Raw genomic sequence first — 18,017 nt, 5'->3', positions numbered from 1 at the left:
CGGGTGGGTGGGAACTTTTTGGGGGTGGGGGCCGACAAACCGGGGTGCGGCGCTTCCGGGCGGCGTATCGAGATCGGCCCTTCGCCCCGGCGGAGGGTGCCAACCGCCGGAGCTGGGCCGGGAGACAGACCACGTGAACCGAGCAGCGTCGCGGACCGTACCGGTCCAGGTGAGCGCCCGACGGCACCGTCCGTCGCGGCCGACGATCGGCACCGGCGCGGACGGCCGCCGGTGAGCGGCCCCGGTGGCGGAGCGGGGTGGGCAGCCGGCGCGGGGGCCGACGACGAGCAGGTGACCCGCTGGGCCCGACTGGCCGGCGCGGGCGACCAGCCGGCGGCCGCCGCGTTCGTGCGGGCCCTGCAGGGCCCGGTGTGGCGGTTCCTGGCCCACCTCGCCGGGCCCGGGGAGGCCGACGACCTCACCCAGGAGACGTTCCTGCGCGCGCTGCGCAGCCTGCCCGGCTTCGCCGGCCGGTCCTCGGCCCGCACCTGGGTGTTCAGCATCGCCCGCCGCGTCGCCGTCGACCACGTCCGCACGGCGGTGACCCGCCCGCGCACGGCGGCGTTGCCGGACTGGCAGGCGGCGGCGGAGGGCGCGGGCATGGCCGAGCCGGGCACGGACGACGGGGTCGTCCTGCGCCAGCTGATCGCCGCTCTGGCCCCGGAGCGCCGGGAGGCGTTCGTCGCCACCCAGGTCGCCGGCCTGTCGTACGCCGAGGCGGCGCAGGTGTGCGGCTGCCCCGTCGGCACGATCCGCTCCCGGGTGGCGCGGGCGCGGGAGGACCTCGTGGCGGCCTGGCACGCCGACAGCCGGCCGACCCGGTCGACGCGGGCCGGCTGAGCCCACCCGGCGCCCGCCCCGCGGGTCGGTGGGCCGCCCCCGCGCCCGGTCCAGACGCCCTCGGGTCGCGGGAACCGGTGCCCGCTCAGGCGGCCTGCCGGTCGTCCCGCCCGTCGGCCGCCGCGGTGGGGCGGGCGTGGGCCCGCGCCGAGTACGGGTGCGGGGGCAGCAGCCGCAGCGCCGGCGCCGACGGTTCGGGCGCGTCCAGCTCGACGCGCCAGCGGGATCCCGACGACCGGCCCTGTCGGGGCGCGGGCCCACCCGGCCGCAGGCCGGGGCGCGACAGCAGCGCGGTGAGCACCCAGCCGAACACCAGGATCGCGTGGCTGACCAGCCGCGACACGGCGACCTGGCCGGTCACCAGGTCGTTCACCGACAGCAGCACCAGGGTCGCCACGAAGGCGCTGAGCATCGGCAGCACGCCGGCCGGCGGGAACCGCCGTACCGCCACGAACAGGAATCCGGCGCCGACGGCGACGTTCCAGGCCGCCGACTCGTGCCACAGGTGCTGCCCGGTGGCGTGCGCGTGGGCGACGGTGGTGCCCCGGCCCACCTGCACCAGCCCCAACACCACCTGCACCGCCCCCACCAGCCCCAGCGTGGCCCGCAGCCCGGCGACCAGCCGCTCCCGCCACCGTCGCGCCGACCACCGCCGCCGCGTCGGCGGCGCGGCGGCGACGGCGGCGAGCACCGTGTCGGCCAGGTCGGGCGTCGCCGTCACCACCCGGGTACGCGCCCGGCGGGTCACCGCCGCGGCTGTCTCGAACCACGCCCGGCAGTCACCGCACGTGACCAGGTGCCCCTCGGCCGCGACCCGCTCGGTCGGGGTCTCCTCCCCGTCCAACTGGGCCGACAGCATCTCCCGCCACCGCTCGCACCGCATGTACCGATAGTCGCTCGGCGGCGCGGCGTGGTTCCCGCGCGATCCGGCGGGCGTCGGGACTAACTCCGACGGCGAGACGTCCCGCAGTGGATCTCGGCGACCCGGCCGAGCGCTCGGCGGCCCGGCCGGCGTCTTCGGCTACGGTGGGCGCATGGGTTGCTTCGCCGCGATGGACGTCCGCGCCGCCGCATAGCGGCGGTATCGCGGTTGCCCGTGACCGCGGCCTCGTCGCCCGCCCCGTCGGGGTCAGGGCCGGGCGTACCGCCGGATCGGTGTCCCGCCGGCAGCCGCGCGTCTCGCCGGGCTGCCGGATCGTCCCGCGTGATCCGGGGAGCAGACCCATGTCGCAGCAGTCTCGTCCACCGCACCAGGCCACCTTCGCCGGCCCGCCCGGGGCGTCCCGCACCGGAACCGACAGGCTCGCCGCACCCGCACCCGCACCCGCACCCGCCGCGATGCCGAACCGTGACGTGCCGCCCGAACCCGCCACGATGTTCCTGATGGTCGGGCTCCCCGGGGCCGGGAAGACCACCCGGGCCGAGGAACTCGCCGCGGCGCACCGCGCGCTGCGGCTGACCCCGGACGAGTGGATGATCCCCCTGTTCGACGGGTCGCAGCCCGCCGGCAAGCGCGACCTGCTGGAGGGACGGCTCATCGCACTGGCCCTGCAGGCGCTGCGCCTGGGCGTGGACGTCGTGCTCGACTTCGGGCTCTGGAGCCGCGACGAACGGTCGGCCCTGCGCTGGCTGGCCGCCTCGGCCGGGGCGGCCAGCCACGTCGTCTACCTGCCGGTCGACCGGGACGCCCAGCTCGCCCGAATCACCCACCGCTGGGCGACGGCGCCGCACACGACCTTCCCGATGAGCGTGGCGGACATCGACACCTGGCGGGGGCAGTTCCAGGCACCGGATGCCGCCGAACTCGGCGGCGACGTTCCCGGCCCGCCGCCGGGGTGGCGTGGCTGGTGGGAGTGGGCCGTGGACCGGTGGCCCTCGCTCGCGCACGGCCGTGCCGTCGAGGGGCGGGGGCGAGACCGGCCGGCGGGCGGGTAGCCGGATCGCCGGGGTGTCTACTGTGGATTGACCGAGGGCTGTGATCTCATGCTTTCATGATCAATCCCTCTCCTCTCATGCGCCTCGTGGCCGGCGTCTGGGGGTTCAAGACCCTCGCCGTCGGCGTCGAGTTCGGGCTGTTCACCCGCCTCGCTGGCGGCCGGACGATCACCGTCGCCGAGGCCGCCGCCGAGTTCGGGCTCGACGAGCGCCCCGCCGACCTCCTGCTGGCCGCGAGCGCGTCCCTCGGCCTGCTGGAGCGGGCCGGCGACGGCTACCGCAACACCGAGCTCGCCGAGCAGTTCCTGGTGGAGGGGCGGCCCTACTACTTCGGTGCGCAGGTGCGCTACTCCGACCTGCGCACCTACCTGCCGTGGCACCGCATCGCCGACGCGCTGCGCACCAACCGGCCGCTGACCTGGGACCCGCAGTCCCAGCAGTCGCTGTTCGACACCGTCGACCCGGAGATGGTGGCGCAGTTCTGGGACGCCATGTTCTCCACCTCCAGCTTCACCGCCCGCGCGCTGGCCGACACGTACGACTTCGGGGCGCACACCCGGCTGCTCGACGTCGGTGGCGGGGCCGGGGCGTTCCCGATCGAGTTCTGCCGCCGACTGCCGCAGCTGCGGGCGACGATCCTCGACCTGCCCCACGTGTGCGCGAAGGCGCAGGAGCGGATCGCGGCGGAGGGCCTGGCCGACCGGATCGGCACGGTCGCGGGCGACTTCCTCGCCGACCCGGCGCTGCCGGGCGGGCACGACGTCGTCCTGCTCAGCATGATCCTGCACGACTGGGACGAGCCGACCAACCGGGCGCTGCTGGCCAAGTGCCACGCCGCGCTGCCGTCCGGCGGTGCGGTCGTCATCTGCGAGCTGCTGCTCGACGACGACCGCACCGGCCCGCCGGAGGCGGCCCTGATGGGCATGAACATGCTGGTCGAGACCGAGGGCGGCAAGAACTACTCCGGCGCCGAGTACGCGGCGTGGCTCGCCGACGCCGGCTTCGTCGACATCGAGCGGCTGACGTTCGACGCGCCGGGCGCCAACGGCGCCGTGGTGGCCCGCCGGGCCTGACGCGCGGCCCGGGTCGGGCGGGCACCAGGCCCGCCCGACCCGGTCAGGCTGCCGGTTTGTACGCGGTGACCAGCTCCCAGCCGCCGGGCAGCACCGCCACCCGCTCGAAGCCGACCTCCTTGAGCAGCCCCGTGTAGAACTCGACCTCCCGCAGCCGGCTGACGCAGGTGTCGACGCCGATCAGGAAGTAGCTCCAGAAGAACTGCATCGCCAGCCGGTCCGGGGTGCGGAACTCCTCGCCGATGAGCAGCAGCCCGCCCGGTTCGAGGGCCCGGTACGCCGCCTCGACCAGCCGGCGGGCGACGTCGTTGGGCCAGTCGTGCAGCACCCGGACGAACGCCAGCGCGTCGTAGCCGGGCGGCAGCGGCTCGGCGAAGAAGTCCCCGCCGACGAAGCCCAGCCGGTCCGGGTGGCCGCAGCGCTGCCGGGTGTCGGCCACCAGGGGCGCCACCGCCGGTAGGTTGAACACGTCGGCCCGCAGGTGCGGGGCGTCGTCGAGCACGCGGGCGGCGAGGGTGCCGTCGCCGCCGCCGACGTCGAGCAGGCGGCGCCGGTCGGCCCAGAGCCGGTCGGCGTGCCGGTGCAGCGTCTCCAGCACCGGGCCGAGCCCGACGGCCATGCTCCGCTCGAACGCGGCGGTCTGCTCGTCGGTGCGCGGCGGCCACGCGAAGTCCTCGTCGGTCATGCCGACCTCGCCGCGCAGGCTCTCGGCCAGCCGGCCGTGCAGCACCCGCCACGGGTAGCGGTTCCGGTCGCGCTCGACGGCGTCCGGCCCGACGACCGCGGCCACGGCGTCGCGCAGCCCCGGCTCGGCCCGGTAGCGGGCGGCGGCGATGTCGTCGTCGGGTTCCTCGCGGGTGACGACGCCGAGGCTCTCCAGGCAGTCCAGGAACTTGTACAGCCGCAGCGGCCGGAAGCCGAACCGTTCGGCGAGGTCACCGAGGCGGGCGGGGCCGGGCTCCAGCGCGTCGAGCAGGCCCAGGGTGAGGGCGGTCTCCAGCACGTCCATCGCCTTCGGGCCGTTGGCGAGCAGGCTCATCAGCGCCCGCGGCGACAGGGTGACGTTCACCGGCGAACCTCCTCTTCCAGCGCGTCCATGAACACGTCGACCTCCTCCAGGGTGTTGTAGACGTGCGGGCCGACCCGCAGCCAGCCGCGCCAGCTGCAGATCACGTCGCGCGCGGCGAGCCGCCGCTTGACCGCCTCCCCGTCGGGCACGTCGAGGCAGACGACGCCGCCGCGGCGGTGCGGCTCGGTCGGGCTGACCACCGCGATCCCGGCGGCGGCGGCCCGCTCGATGATCCGCCCGGTGCAGGCCAGGGAGTGCCGCCGGATCGCGGGCACGCCGACGCCGGCCAGCAGGTCCAGGCCCACCTGGGAGATCAGCGAGGTGAGCGGGAACGGCGTGCCGCCGGCGAACCGTTGCGCGCCGGCCGCCCAGCCGGTCGACGGCCGGAACGTCAGCGCGACGTCCCCGGCCTGCCAGCCGGTCGCCGCCGGTTCCAGCCGGGGCGTCAGGTCCGGCCGGACGTAGCAGAAGGCGGTGCCGACGCCGCACAGCCACTTGTGCGCGCCGCCGAGGACGACGTCCACGCCCAGCGCGGTCACGTCCAGCGGCAGCACCCCGACCGTCTGGAAGGCGTCGACGACCACCAGGGCGCCGGCGTCGTGGGCGTGGGCGACGAGCCGGGGCAGGTCGATGGTGTCGCCGGAGGCGAAGCTGGCGTGCGGCACGCACACCAGCAGCGTCCGCTCGTCGATGCGCGCCTCAAGGGCGTCCTGGTCGAACCGGACGCCGCCGGTGGCGACCACGTCGGCGTGCGCCCCGTAGCGGCCGAACGCGTTCCAGACGAACGGCACGGTCGGGAACTCCAGGTCGGTGGTGACGACCCGGTCGCGGGGCGGGCGGTAGTCGAAGCAGGACGCGATCCGGGCCAGCAGGGTGCTCAGGTTCGCGTCGGTGACCACGCTGCCCGCCGGCGCGCCGATGAGCGCGGCCACCGAGTCGGCGTACCGGTCGAGGCCGACGTGCCAGCCCTGCCACACGTCGTCGCGCCAGCCGCGCAGGGTCTCCCAGTAGTCGGCCAGGACCCGCTGCGCGCCCTGCGGGACCGCGCCGGTGGAGTTGTTGTTCAGGTAGACGCAGGTGCCCAGCAGCGGGAACTCGGCGCGCAGGGCGGCGTGCGCGTCCGCGTCGAGGCAGCGTGCCTCGTCGGCGGCCGGGGCCGGGTCGGGTGTGCTCACTCGGGACAGCCTCCGGTGTTCGTCGGCGGGGCCGCCGGGCACGGGTCGTGGCCGACGGCGGTGAAGACGGGGGTGGAGCGGACGGCGGCCAGGTAGGGGGTGCCCTCCGTGTAGCCGGTGCCGGGGCGCGCGCCGAGCATCCGGACCGCCAGCCGGTGATGGGTGCGCCGCCACCCGAGCACCGCGTCGGCGAAGGCGCGCATCTCCCGCTCGACCCGGTCGCGGTCGGCCCCGGCGAGCCGGCCGGCGCGCACCGCCGCCCGGTGGGCCGCGTCGACCGACGGGTGCCCGGCGAGCACCCACTCGCGCACCTCCGGCACCGAGCGGTAGGCCGCCGAGTCCAACCGCGACCCCTCGGGGGTACGGCAGAGCGACTCCACCAGCTTGTAGGAGCGCGACTGGATGGCGCTGGCCCCTTCGGTGTACTCCCGGAAGGTCCGGAAGGACTCCGGCTGCATGGTGGCCAGCAGTGAGAACAGTGGCCCGGCGGCGGCGAGCCGGTCGCGGGCGTACGCCAGCCGGTCGGCCGCCGCCGCCGGGTCCCCGGTGGTCAGGGCGGCGACGGTGCCGCGCAGCTCGTCGGCGAGCCCGGCGAAGACGCACTCGTACGCCTGGAGCACCCGGACGAACAGGTACTCGTCGTGCGACCGGTACACCGGCAGCATGCTCAGCCGCAGCCGGCGCTCCTCGTCGTCGGTGACGTCGGCGGCGGCGAGGGCGTGCAGGGCTCTCGCCGCGGCAGCCGGCTCCCGTTCGTCGACCGTCCGCGTCGGGTCCAGCCGGGACACCGCGGGCAGCGCGGCCCGGACGCCGAGCCGCAGGCGCTTCGCGACCGCCTCCGGGCCGGGGCGCTGCTCGGGAAGCAGGGTGGTGGTCCCGGCTGCGGCGGCCAGCTCGAAGGCCAGGGCGTCGGCGACCAGCCGCACCAGGAGCCGGTCGGAGTCGCGACGGGCGCGCGCCGGGTCGGTCTCTGGGGCGGCGACGGGGTCGTCGGCCGTGCAGGGCAGCCGGAGCAGGGGCAACGCCAGATAGCTGCGGTAGTCGTACCGGCCGTCCCACTTGTCGAGCGCGACGTCGAGGAAGTCGCGCAGCAGCCGGTTCGGCCCTGTCGCCCCGGGGACGGCGCTGCCCGCCGCGACGACGCGCGTGCGTATCTCGTCGAGAAGCGCGAGCAGTTCTTTTTCGACAAAGTGTTTACCGACGCGCTGGAACTCGTCGAGCACCGTAGCGTAGGGAAAGTCCCCGGAATCGGATGGACCGGATCGCCAACACGTCAGCTCACGCACGAACGGCACCTCAACATTACGATCGTGTTAAATACGGACGGTGAGGAACCGACGATTTCGGCGGCGGCCGGGTCAGGCCCGTGGGGCGGCCGGCGTAGCGCCGGCGGCACCCACCCGCAGCTGCCACAGCTCGGGGAAGAACCGGTGGTCGATCAGCCGGGCGAGCATCGTCGCCGGGCTGCCCGGGGTGCCGGCCGGGCCGTGTCCGCCGATGCGCAGGGCCACCTGGTAGTGCCGCACCCGCCAGGACGAGACCCGCTCGTCCCACTCCACCATGGCCTCGGCCAGCCGGTGCAGCGGATCGGCGGCGTCGGTGCCCGGCAGCGCGGACACGTCGACGCCGGCGGCGGCGAGATGGTCGGCGAAGGCCCGACCGAGCCGCCGGCTGGCGGCCTGTACCTGCCGCCAGCCAGGCGATTCCGCGCCGGAGCCGTTGCCGAGCGCCGGCTGCATCGCCTGGAAGTCGGCGGGGGACAGGTGGCGGAACATCTCCAGCTGGTCGGTGACCAGCCGCACGCCGAGCGTCGCCCGGGTCAGCAGCAGCTCGGCCGCGCCCGGCGCGCCGGCGTCGAGCCGCGCGGCGGCCTCGCGCAGCTCCGACGCCGCGAGCTTGAGCCACAGCTCGGTCGACTGGTGGACCACCTGGAAGAGCAGCTCGTCGCGACAGATCATCTGCTCCGGGGCGCGCTGCAGGTCGAGCAGCTCGTCGACGCGCATGTAACGCGCGTAGTCGGTGTCGCCGTCGCCCGGCAGCACGGGTGAGTGGTCCCGCTTCACGGAATTGTCCCCTTCGGTTGGCGTCGGGGCACCTGGACGCGACCCGCGACGACTCATCGCGGCGGACATTATCCAACGACGTCGAGCAATATGTCACGCCCCCCGTCCCCGGCCGCCCGACGGTCGGGGTAAATGCATCCTTCTCGGCCGTTTCTATCGGGAAGAATGCGACTCGTCGGCGCGCTGCCGAATGGGAGGCGACTCCCGCCGGACCGAACCGGAAAGCGGGATCAGCCGCGCAGGGCCAGGTCGAGCACGGAGCCCAGCCCGTTGGGTCGGCCCGGCTCGGCCTCCGGCAGCACCAGCACCGCGCAGCCGGCCCGCACCGCACCGGCGTCCGCCGCGGTGTCGCCCACCATCAGCGCCCGCTCCGCGTCCACCCCGAGCATCCCGCAGGCCCGCCAGAAGATCGCCGGATCCGGCTTGCAGCGCCCCACCTCGTACGACAGGACGAACGCGTCCACCAGGGCGTCGAGGCCCCACGCGGCGAAGAACGGCCGGATGTCGAAGCCGATGTTGCTCACCACCGCCACTTTCACCCCGGCCGACCGCAGCGCCGCGAGGGTCGGGGCGGTGTCCGGGTACGGCACCCACCCGTCGGGCCGCAGCACCCGCTCGTAGAGCGCGTCGGCGAAGCCGTCGATCCCGGCGTCCACGGTCGCCGCCAGCGCCGTGTACGCGCCCCGGTGGGCGTGCGGGTAGAGGTCCCGCTCGGACCACAGCTCGGCCAGCGCCGGCGGCACCCGCGCCGGCAGCGGGCCACCGGGCCGGCCCGCGGTGAGGAGCCGGTCGGCCAGCGCCGTGGCCCGCATGCGCTCCAGGCTCACCCCGCACGCCCGCGCGGCGGCGAGCACCCAGTCGTGGGGGTCCTCCACCTGGGCGAGGGTGCCGTGGAAGTCGAACAGGACCGCCTCGACGGGCCGACGGGACGCCCGGGCGCCCGCGGCGGCGTCGGCGCTGGGTGGGGTCGACTGGGTCGGTTCGGCATGATCCGGCACGCCGTGCACCCTACCGACCGCCCCCGACCCCCCTGTCGGACGGCCTTGAGGCGGTGGTCGTCGGAGGCACGCACTAATCTTGGGGACATGTCGAGCCCCGCCGAGCGGTACGCCGCGGCGCGCCGCCGGGCCGCGCAGGCCTCACAGTTCCCGGCGCTGGACGAGTTCGCCCTTGACCTGGGGTTCGATCTCGACGACTTCCAGCGGGAGGCGTGCCAGGCCCTGGAACGGGGCAGCGGCGTGCTGGTCTGCGCCCCCACCGGCGCCGGAAAGACCGTGGTCGGTGAGTTCGCCGTACACCTGGCCCTGCGCGGCGCCCCCGCGCGGCCGGCGGCGGCCGACGGTGACGGCCCCCCGCCCACCCGGCGCAAGTGCTTCTACACCACGCCGATCAAGGCGCTGTCCAACCAGAAATACCACGACCTGGTGGACCGCTACGGCGTCGAGCACGTCGGCCTGCTCACCGGCGACAACGCGATCAACGGCGACGCCCCGGTGGTCGTGATGACCACCGAGGTGCTGCGCAACATGCTCTACGCCGGCTCGGCCACCCTGGAGGGCCTGGCCTACGTGGTCATGGACGAGGTGCACTACCTCGCCGACCGATTCCGCGGCGGGGTCTGGGAAGAGGTGATCATCCACCTGCCCGCCTCGGTGACCCTGGTCTCGCTGTCGGCGACCGTCTCCAACGCCGAGGAGTTCGCCGACTGGCTGGTCACCGTGCGCGGCGAGACCGCCGTGGTGGTCAGCGAGCACCGCCCGGTGCCGCTGTGGCAGCACATGCTCGTCGGCAAGCGGATGTTCGACCTGTTCCACGACGCCGACGCCGCCCGCAAGCACGACGTGCACCCGGAGCTGCTGCGCTACACCCGGGAGACGATGCGCCGCCTGGAGCTGGGGGAGGGGCGCAGCGCCGGGCCGGGCGGCGGCCGGCGCGGGCCGCGCTGGCGGGGCCCGCTGCGCCCGGACATCGTGGACCGGCTCGACCGCGAGGGGCTGCTGCCGGCGATCCTGTTCATCTTCAGCCGCGCCGGCTGCGCCGCCGCCGTGCAGCAGTGCCTCGCCGCCGGCCTGCGGCTGACCAACCCGGAGGAACGCGCCGAGATCCGCCGGGTCGTCGAGTCCCGGGTCACCGCCATCCCCGGCGAGGACCTGACGGTGCTCGGCTACTGGGAGTGGCTCGACGGCCTGGAGCGCGGCCTGGCCGCCCACCACGCCGGCATGCTGCCGGTGTTCAAGGAGGTCGTCGAGGAGCTGTTCGTCCGGGGCCTGGTCAAGGCGGTCTTCGCCACCGAGACCCTGGCGCTGGGCATCAACATGCCGGCCCGCTGCGTCGTCCTCGAACGTCTCGTGAAGTTCAACGGCGAGGCCCACGTCGACCTCACCCCGGGCGAATACACCCAGCTCACCGGGCGCGCCGGCCGCCGCGGCATCGACGTCGAGGGGCACGCGGTCGTGGTCTGGTCGCCCGAGACCGACCCCCGGCACGTGGCGGGCCTGGCCTCCACCCGCACCTACCCGCTGCGGTCCAGCTTCCGCCCGTCCTACAACATGGCCGTCAACCTGGTCGGCACGGTCGGCGCGGAGCCGGCCCGCGCGCTGCTGGAGAGCTCGTTCGCGCAGTTCCAGGCCGACCGGTCGGTGGTCGGCCTGGCCCGGCAGGTGCAGCGCAACACCGAGACCATCGACGCGTACGGCGCGGAGGCGGCCTGCCACCACGGCGACTTCGACGAGTACTTCGCCCTGCGGGTGGCCATCGCCGACCGGGAGCGCGCCATCGCCCGGCAGGGCCAGCACCAGCGCAAGGCCGCCGCGGTGGCGTCGCTGGAGCGGCTGCGCGTCGGTGACGTGATCCGGGTGCCGTCCGGGCGGCGCGCCGGCCTCGCGGTGGTGCTCGACCCGGCCACCGGCGGGTTCGGCGAGCCCCGTCCGCTCGTGCTCACCCAGGACCGGTGGGCCGGGCGGGTCAGCCCCGGCGACTTCACCACCCCGGCGGAGGTGCTCGCCCGCATCCGGGTGCCCAAGCACTTCAACCACCGTTCCCCTGCGGCCCGTCGTGACCTCGCCGCCGAGGTCAGCGGCACCGGCCTGGACCGGCACGGCGGTCGGCGCGGCGGCCGGTCCCGGCAGGACGCGGGCGAGGACCACGCGCTCAGCCAGCTCCGCACCGAGCTGCGCCGGCACCCCTGCCACGCCTGCCCCGACCGGGAGGAACATGCCCGCTGGGCCGAGCGCCGCCGCCGCCTCGAACGCGACACCGAGGAGCTGCGCCAGCGGGTCGCCGGCCGCACCGGTTCCCTGGCCCGCACGTTCGACCGGATCGTCGCGTTGCTCACCGCGCGCGGCTACCTGTCGGCCGACGGCGCCGTCACCGACGCCGGCCGGATGCTCGGCCGGATCTGGACCGAGGCCGACCTGCTGGTCGCCGAGTGCCTGCGCCGGGGCGTCTGGGACGGGCTCTCCCCGGCGGAGCTGGCCGCCGCCGTGTCGGTGGTGGTGTTCGAGGCCCGCCGCGACGCCGACGAGCGGGCGTCGCTGCCGCGCGGCCCCGTCGCGGACGCGGTGGACGAGACGCTGCACCTGTGGAGCGGCATCGAGGCCGACGAGGCCGCCCGGGGCCTCGCCGTCACCCGCGAGCCCGACCTCGGCTTCGCCTGGCCGATCTACCGTTGGGCGCGCGGCGAGGCCCTGGCCAAGGTGCTCGCCAGCGGGCACCAGCTCGACGGCGAGATGCCGGCCGGCGACTTCGTCCGCTGGGCGCGGCAGGTCGTCGACCTGCTCGGTCAGGTCGCCGACTCCGGCGGCGCCTCCACCGAGCTGCGCGCCACGGCCCGGCAGGCCATCGCCGCCGTCAACCGAGGTGTCCTCGCCTACCACGCCACCGCCTGACGGTCACCCTGCGTCATTTCGGCGCGGGTCCCATGCATCGGACTGTCACCGCAACAGCACCCCCCGAAGTGGCCGGGGGGTGCTGTTGCGGCAGCTCAACGCGTCCCCGATCATGTCTCCGGCACGTCGTTGACGCGTCGGTAACCGGGTGGGGGGACAACCGCCGTGGCGGAGATCAATCACTTTGAGTACGGCTGGATCACACCGGCGCTCAGCTACGCGCTGTCGGTGCTGGGCTCGTTCCTCGGTCTGGTCTGCGCGGGCCGCATCCGGGTCGCCGCCACCACCGGCCAGCGCGTGTGGTGGGGCATCCTCGCCGCCTGGGCGATCGGCGGCACCGCGATCTGGAGCATGCACTTCATGGCGATGCTCGGCTTCGCCGTCGAGGGCACCCGGATCCGCTACGACGTGCCGGTCACCCTGGCCAGCGCCCTCATTGCCGTGGTCGCGGTCGGCATCGGCCTGGCCATCGTCGGCACCGGCCGGGTCTCCGCGCTGCGCATCGGCGTCGGTGGCGTGTTCACCGGGGCCGGGGTCGCCGCCATGCACTACACCGGGATGGCGGCGATGCGGCTCGGCGGTTCCCTCGGCTACGACGGCGTCCGGGTCGCCCTGTCGGTGGCGATCGCCGTGGTCGCGGCGACCGTGGCGCTGTGGCTGGCCGTCACCGTGCGCCGCGCCCTGGCCGTCGCCGCGTCCGCGCTGGTGATGGGCGTCGCCGTCAACGGCATGCACTTCACCGGCATGAGCGCCCTGTCGGTGCACCTGCACGAGCAGCAGGGCGAGATCACCGGTGCCGGTTTCAGCACCCTGCTGGTGCCCATCGTCCTCGCGGTGATCTTCGTGGTGGTGGGGCTGGTCTACGCCCTGCTCGCGGCGCCCACCGAGGAGGACCGGGCCGGCGCCGCCTACCTCGACGCGCGCCGGGTCGACCCGGCCGGGGCGAGCGTGCCGGATCCGCAGCCGGCTCCGGACCCGGTCGGGCTGCGCGCCCGCGGCACCCTGGCCCGGCCCGGCAGCACGTTCCCGACCCGCCGCGTCGACCCGCCGCGCTGACCCCGCGCCGGGCCGGACGCCGTCCTCGCCGGACCCGGCCGGCACGTTCACCGGGCCCGGGGCTCGGCCCGGGCCGCGGTCGCTGGCGGCGAGGCCGGGCGGCGCGATCAGTCGCGGGTGGCGAGGGCGTCGACGAGGCGGCGGCAGGAACCGGCCAGGTTCCAGCGCTCGGCCAGCTCCAGCAGCCGGTCCGGGTCGGCCGGGGCCTGCGGCAGCGCCGTGGGCAGCTCCGGCAGCGGCACGTCCAGCGCCACCCGCACCACCGTCGGCGCGACGGCCAGGTAGTCGCGCGCGGCGTCCAGCCGGGCCCGCAGGCCCGGGGCGAACCCGGAGCCCGGTTCGTCGAGCGCGGCGAGGATGCCGGCGACGCCGCCGTACCGGTCGACCAGCCGGGCCGCGGTCTTCTCGCCGACGCCCGGCACCCCGGGCAGCCCGTCGCTCGGGTCGCCGCGCAGGGCCGCGAAGTCGGCGTACCGGTCGGCGGGCACCCCGTAGCGGGCGCGCACCGCCGCGTCGTCGCAGTCCTCCAGCTTCGCCACGCCCCGCCCGACGTAGAGCAGCTGCACCCCGCGCGCGTCGTCGACGAGCTGGAACAGGTCCCGGTCGCCGGAGACCACCTCCGCCGGCGCGGGCTGGGTCACCGACAGCGTGCCCAGCACGTCGTCGGCCTCGTAACCGGTGGCGCCGACCGCCGTGATGCCGATCGCGGCCAGCACGTCCAGGATCACCGGCACCTGCGGGCCGAGGGTGTCGGGCACCTCCTCGCCCCCCTCCGCGGCCACCCGGTGCGCCTTGTACGACGGCAGGAGCGCCACCCGCCAGTCGGGACGCCAGTCGTGGTCCAGGGCGCAGACCATCCGGTCGGGGCGGCGGGTGCGCACCAGCGTGGTGAGCATGTCGAGGAAGCCGCGCACCGCGTTGACGGGGCTGCCGTCGGTGGCCCGCGCGGCGGACTCGGGGACGCCGAAGTAGGCCCGGAAGTAGAGGCTGGGAGCGTCGATCAGCAGGATCGGGGGTCGGTGTGCCACGCCGGACAGCCTGGCACAGGCGTCCGACGATCCGGGCGCGGCGCGGCGGTCAGCGCGGCCCGTCGTGCCGGTAGAGCGTCTCCCGGCGGGCGAGGCGCTGCACGGCGTAGCTCGCCACCAGCAGGACGAGGGCGACGGCCGCCTCCAGCCACGCGAGCGCCCCGTTGGCGACGGTGAGGCCCACCGCGAGCAGCACCAGCCCGGCGACGGCGAGGATGCCGGCCCACAGCAGCCCGCGCCGGCGCCGCGCCCCGCGGTCCCGCTCGCCGCCCATCGCGTCGCCTTCCCGTCCGTCGGCCGGTGTTCCGGTGCCGGCGTGGGTCCAGGCTATCGACGTCGCCGCCCGCCTCGGGCGGGTTCGACGCGACACCGCCGCCGCGAGCGCCTCCCGCAGGAGACCAAACGACCGTTAAGCTCACAGGGTGGGAACCGACGGCAGAACCGGCCACCGGAACCCGACGCCGTCCGCACGACGGGCGGCGAGACCGGCTCAACACCACCCCCACGGAGCTCAGCGCGCTATGACCGTCGACCGGATCCTGCCCACTGACGAGGCCCACGACCTGCTCGACCTCGCCACCGAACTCGCCGACCGGGAACTCGCCCCCCGCGCCGCCGGGTTCGAGTCCCGCGCCGAGTTCCCCCGGGAGGTGCTGCGCACCCTCGGCCGCGCCGGCCTGCTCGGCCTGCCCTACGCCGAGGAGCACGGCGGGGCCGCCCAGCCGTACGAGGTGTACCTGCAGGTGCTGGAGGTCCTCGCCAGCCGCTGGCTCGCCGTCGCCGAGGCGGTCAGCGTGCACACCCTGTCCTGCTACCCCCTGGCGCAGTTCGGCACGGACGCCCAGCGCAAGCTGCTGCCCGACATGATCGGCGGCGAGCTGCTCGGCGCGTACTGCCTGTCGGAGCCGCAGGGTGGCTCGGACGCGGCGGCGCTGACCACGAGGGCCGTGCGCGACGGCGAGGCGTACGTGGTCACCGGCACCAAGGCGTGGATCACCCACGCGCAGGTGGCCGACTTCTACAACATCTTCTGCCGCACCGGCGGGCCCGGCCCGAAGGGCATCTCCTGCCTGCTCGCCGACCGCGACACCCCCGGCATCCTGCCGCAGGCCGCCGAGCGGACCATGGGCCTGCACGCCTCCCCGGTGGCGCAGGTCGCCTTCGACGACGCCCGCGTGCCCGCCGACCGCCTCATCGGCGGGGAGGGCGCCGGCTTCACCATCGCCATGTCAGCCCTGGACTCCGGCCGTCTCGGCATCGCCGCCTGCGCCGTCGGCCTGGCCCAGGCCGCCCTCGACTACGCGGTCGGCTACGCCCGTGAGCGTCGGCAGTTCGGGCGGGCGATCGTCGACTTCCAGGGCCTCGGCTTCACCCTGGCCGACCACGCCACCCAGATCTCCGCCGCCCGCGCGCTCATGCTGGCCGCCGCGCGGCTGCGCGACGCCGGCCGGCCGTACTCGATCGAGGCGGCGAAGGCGAAGCTGTTCGCCACGGACGTGGCGATGCGGGTGACCATCGACGCGGTGCAGGTGCTCGGCGGGGCCGGCTACGTCGCCGACCATCCCGTCGAGCGCTACCTGCGGGAGGCGAAGGTGCTCCAGATCGTCGAGGGCACCAACCAGATCCAGCGCCTGGTGATCTCCCGCGCCCTGGCCAGGGGCTGAGCGCGCGCCGGCGGTGCGGGCCCGGCCCCGCACCGCCGGCCCCCGGTGTCAACGATTGATGTTCGACTATCTGATGGCTAGCCTCTGCTTGCCATGGTCCGTCGACGACCGTACGGAGGCCCGCGCATGGATCACGAGAACCCGCCCGGCTGCTGCGGCGGCCCGTCCGCGCCGCCGCAGGCCGGGCTCAGCCGCCGTACGCTGCTGCGGGGTGCGGCGCTGACCACCGGCGCCCTCACCGTCGGCGGCGTCGTCGGCCTGCCGGGGATGGCCCACGCGGCGCCCGCCATCTACAACCCGTTCGCCGGCTACCCGATCACCGGCACCTGGGAGGAGCACCTCAGCAGCGGCTCGCTGGGCGGCATCGACTTCGGGATGGGCGTCGGCACGAACCTGCCGGCCTGCGGCGCCGGGACGATCCAGAACATCCCGAACAACGGCACGGGCGGGCATACCGTGACCATCCACCACGCCGACGGCTACCGCAGCCAGTACATGCACCTGTCGCAGTTCCTGCTGTCCGACGGCACCGCCGTCGCCGCCGGGACGGTGGTGGGGCGTTCCGGGGGTGCCGTCGGTGCCCCCGGTTCCGGCAACTCCACCGGCCCGCACCTGCACTGGCACATGATCAACCCGAGCGGGGTGCGGATCAATCCGCTGACCTACGTCGGCCAGAACCCGGGCGGCGGCCTGCCCAAGACGACCACCGAGCAGGACGGCATCCCGGGCCCCATCTGCTACAAGCGGATGCAGAACTGGCTGCGGATCACGTCGGGCTACACGGGCCCGATCGACGGCGTGCCCGGGGTGAACACCTACGCCGCCCTGCAGCGGGCCATGCGCGGCTACGGCTACACCGGCCCGATCGACGGCGTGCCCGGGGTCAACACCTGGAAGGCCGTCCAGCGGCTCGCCTCCGGCTGGGGCTACACCGGCCCGGTCGACGGGGTGATGGGCCCGAACTCCTGGCGCGGCTTCGCCCGCTTCCTCAACCAGGACCAGTGGGACTGAGGCCCACTGCGGAAGGTCACCTGAGGTGCACCGGGCGTCACGTAGGGCGGGGGCGTCGTCGCGTGGGAGCGCTTTTACCGGTAGGTTGCACGCCGTGGAGGAGATCGACCGGGCCATCGTCGCGGCGCTGACCGCCGACGGGCGGCTGTCGTACACGGATCTGGCGGAGAAGGTGGGCCTGTCGGTGTCCGCCGTGCACCAGCGGGTCCGCCGGCTGGAGCAGCGCGGGGTGATCCGGGGGTATGCCGCCCGGGTCTCCTTCGAGGCGGTGGACCTGCCGCTGAGCGCGTTCGTGGCGATCCGGCCGTTCGACCCGTCGCAGCCCGACGACGCCCCGGAGCGGCTGGCCCACCTGCCCGAGATCGACTCCTGCTACTCGGTGGCGGGGGAGGACTTCTACCTGCTGCTGGTGCGGGTGGCCTCCCCGGCCGACCTGGAGCGGCTGCTCCAGGAGATCCGCACGGCCGCGAACGTCACCACCCGCACCACCGTGGTCCTGTCCACCCCGTACGAGAACCGGCCGCCGAAGATCAACGGCGAGCTGTCGGCCCGGGCGCGGTCCCGGGCGGCGGGGGAGGCGGCTGGTTCCACCGCAGGATGACCGGCCGGCCGTGCTCGTGGCCGAGGGTGCTGACCGTGGCGGTGTCCAGCCGCAGCAGCCCGCCGCCCCACGGCGGCAGGCCGATCCACCGGGCGCCCAGCACCCGCAGGCTGTGCGCGTGGCCGACCAGGGCGACGTCGCCGTCGGCGAGCGCGGCGGCGGCGCGGGCCAAAACCCGGTCGAGCCGCGCGCCCACCTCGGCGGGTGACTCCCCGGCGGGGCAGCCGTCGGTCCAGATGTTCCATCCCGGGCGAGTGGTGTGGATGTCGGCGGTGGTGACGCCCTCGTACCGGCCGTAGTTCCACTCGGCCAGGTCCTCGTCGACCGCCGTGACGGCCAGCCCGGCCAGTTCGGCGGTGCGCAGCGCGCGGCGGCGCGGGCTGGCCAGCACCAGGGCGAAGCGCCGGCCGGCCAGGAGCGCGGCGAGGCCACGGGCCTCCCGCTCGCCGTCGTCGGTGAGCTCCAGATCGGTGTACGAGGTGTGCCGGCGGCTGGCGCTCCACTCGGTCTCGCCGTGGCGGACGAGGACGATCTCTCCCATCCGCCCAGTCAACCAGCCCCGCCCGTCGGCCGACACGGGAGGCCAGCCGGCCGTCCATCAGCAAGCCAGTGTTT

At 75.1% G+C, this 18,017-nt stretch carries 17 protein-coding genes; 8 read left to right on the top strand and 9 right to left on the bottom strand.

Annotated features, from left to right (window positions below):
* Window positions 1-231: 231 nt before the first annotated feature.
* A complete protein-coding gene (locus tag LPA42_RS32060; protein WP_077940378.1) occupies window positions 232-840 on the top strand; it encodes a sigma-70 family RNA polymerase sigma factor in 609 nt (202 codons plus the stop codon).
* 85 nt (window positions 841-925) lie between these two features.
* Here the strand turns inward: LPA42_RS32060 and LPA42_RS32055 are convergent, their stop codons facing one another.
* Window positions 926-1,723: a zf-HC2 domain-containing protein gene (locus LPA42_RS32055; protein ID WP_228987091.1), complete on the bottom strand. Its 798-nt coding sequence runs from the start codon at window positions 1,721-1,723 to the stop codon at window positions 926-928.
* Window positions 1,724-2,064: 341 nt separating this feature from the next.
* Here LPA42_RS32055 and LPA42_RS32050 point away from each other — a divergent pair, with 341 nt between their 5' ends.
* Both LPA42_RS32050 and LPA42_RS32045 read left to right on the top strand, forming a co-directional pair.
* A complete protein-coding gene (locus LPA42_RS32050; protein ID WP_228987090.1) occupies window positions 2,065-2,775 on the top strand; it encodes an ATP-binding protein in 711 nt (236 codons plus the stop codon).
* Window positions 2,776-2,831: 56 nt separating this feature from the next.
* Window positions 2,832-3,848 (top strand): methyltransferase, encoded by a 1,017-nt coding sequence (locus tag LPA42_RS32045; RefSeq protein WP_077940375.1) that lies wholly within the window; start codon window positions 2,832-2,834, stop codon window positions 3,846-3,848.
* A 43-nt stretch (window positions 3,849-3,891) separates the two neighbouring features.
* Here the strand turns inward: LPA42_RS32045 and LPA42_RS32040 are convergent, their stop codons facing one another.
* The 5 genes from LPA42_RS32040 to LPA42_RS32020 form a co-directional block, all read right to left on the bottom strand.
* Window positions 3,892-4,917 (bottom strand): methyltransferase, encoded by a 1,026-nt coding sequence (locus LPA42_RS32040; protein ID WP_228987089.1) that lies wholly within the window; start codon window positions 4,915-4,917, stop codon window positions 3,892-3,894.
* Entirely contained in the window at window positions 4,914-6,092 is a 1,179-nt protein-coding gene (locus tag LPA42_RS32035) for an aminotransferase class V-fold PLP-dependent enzyme (RefSeq protein WP_228987088.1), read from the bottom strand. Before LPA42_RS32035 ends, LPA42_RS32040 begins: the two co-directional genes overlap by 4 nt.
* Entirely contained in the window at window positions 6,089-7,387 is a 1,299-nt protein-coding gene (locus LPA42_RS32030) for a hypothetical protein (protein WP_308291165.1), read from the bottom strand. Before LPA42_RS32030 ends, LPA42_RS32035 begins: the two co-directional genes overlap by 4 nt.
* Before the next feature lie 63 nt (window positions 7,388-7,450).
* Window positions 7,451-8,155, bottom strand: a complete 705-nt coding sequence (locus LPA42_RS32025; protein WP_077940370.1) for a tryptophan 2,3-dioxygenase family protein — start codon at window positions 8,153-8,155, stop codon at window positions 7,451-7,453.
* 230 nt (window positions 8,156-8,385) lie between these two features.
* The gene (locus LPA42_RS32020; protein WP_077940371.1) at window positions 8,386-9,153 is read right to left on the bottom strand and encodes an HAD family hydrolase; all 768 of its coding nucleotides are present in this window, start codon (window positions 9,151-9,153) and stop codon (window positions 8,386-8,388) included.
* 87 nt (window positions 9,154-9,240) lie between these two features.
* On the opposite strand from LPA42_RS32020, the gene LPA42_RS32015 reads away from it, so the two are divergent.
* On the top strand, window positions 9,241-12,042 hold the full coding sequence (locus LPA42_RS32015; protein WP_077940369.1) for an RNA helicase: 2,802 nt from the start codon (window positions 9,241-9,243) through the stop codon (window positions 12,040-12,042).
* 165 nt (window positions 12,043-12,207) lie between these two features.
* Entirely contained in the window at window positions 12,208-13,098 is an 891-nt protein-coding gene (locus LPA42_RS32010) for an MHYT domain-containing protein (protein ID WP_077940368.1), read from the top strand.
* Between the two features lie 107 nt (window positions 13,099-13,205).
* On the opposite strand, the gene LPA42_RS32005 is transcribed toward LPA42_RS32010, so the two are convergent.
* Window positions 13,206-14,126: a 5'-3' exonuclease gene (locus LPA42_RS32005; RefSeq protein ID WP_077940367.1), complete on the bottom strand. Its 921-nt coding sequence runs from the start codon at window positions 14,124-14,126 to the stop codon at window positions 13,206-13,208.
* A 49-nt stretch (window positions 14,127-14,175) separates the two neighbouring features.
* Window positions 14,176-14,400: a hypothetical protein gene (locus tag LPA42_RS32000; RefSeq protein WP_077940366.1), complete on the bottom strand. Its 225-nt coding sequence runs from the start codon at window positions 14,398-14,400 to the stop codon at window positions 14,176-14,178.
* 247 nt (window positions 14,401-14,647) lie between these two features.
* Between LPA42_RS32000 and LPA42_RS31995 the strand changes: the two genes are divergently transcribed.
* From LPA42_RS31995 to LPA42_RS31985, 3 genes are all read left to right on the top strand, one after another.
* Window positions 14,648-15,790, top strand: coding sequence for an acyl-CoA dehydrogenase family protein (locus tag LPA42_RS31995; RefSeq protein ID WP_077940365.1), 1,143 nt, complete (start codon window positions 14,648-14,650; stop codon window positions 15,788-15,790).
* A 126-nt stretch (window positions 15,791-15,916) separates the two neighbouring features.
* Window positions 15,917-16,801, top strand: a complete 885-nt coding sequence (locus LPA42_RS31990; RefSeq protein ID WP_077940364.1) for a peptidoglycan DD-metalloendopeptidase family protein — start codon at window positions 15,917-15,919, stop codon at window positions 16,799-16,801.
* A 94-nt stretch (window positions 16,802-16,895) separates the two neighbouring features.
* Window positions 16,896-17,402 (top strand): Lrp/AsnC family transcriptional regulator, encoded by a 507-nt coding sequence (locus LPA42_RS31985; RefSeq protein WP_077940363.1) that lies wholly within the window; start codon window positions 16,896-16,898, stop codon window positions 17,400-17,402.
* Here LPA42_RS31985 and LPA42_RS31980 read toward each other — a convergent pair.
* A complete protein-coding gene (locus tag LPA42_RS31980) occupies window positions 17,332-17,943 on the bottom strand; it encodes a histidine phosphatase family protein (protein ID WP_077940362.1) in 612 nt (203 codons plus the stop codon). The genes LPA42_RS31985 and LPA42_RS31980 overlap by 71 nt on opposite strands.
* Window positions 17,944-18,017: the final 74 nt, after the last annotated feature.

Source organism: Micromonospora sp. DH13 (assembly GCF_020873825.1).
GTDB lineage: Bacteria > Actinomycetota > Actinomycetes > Mycobacteriales > Micromonosporaceae > Micromonospora > Micromonospora haikouensis.
The sequence above is the reverse complement of the archived record's forward strand: the minus strand, read 5'-3'. Positions and strand labels throughout refer to the sequence as shown.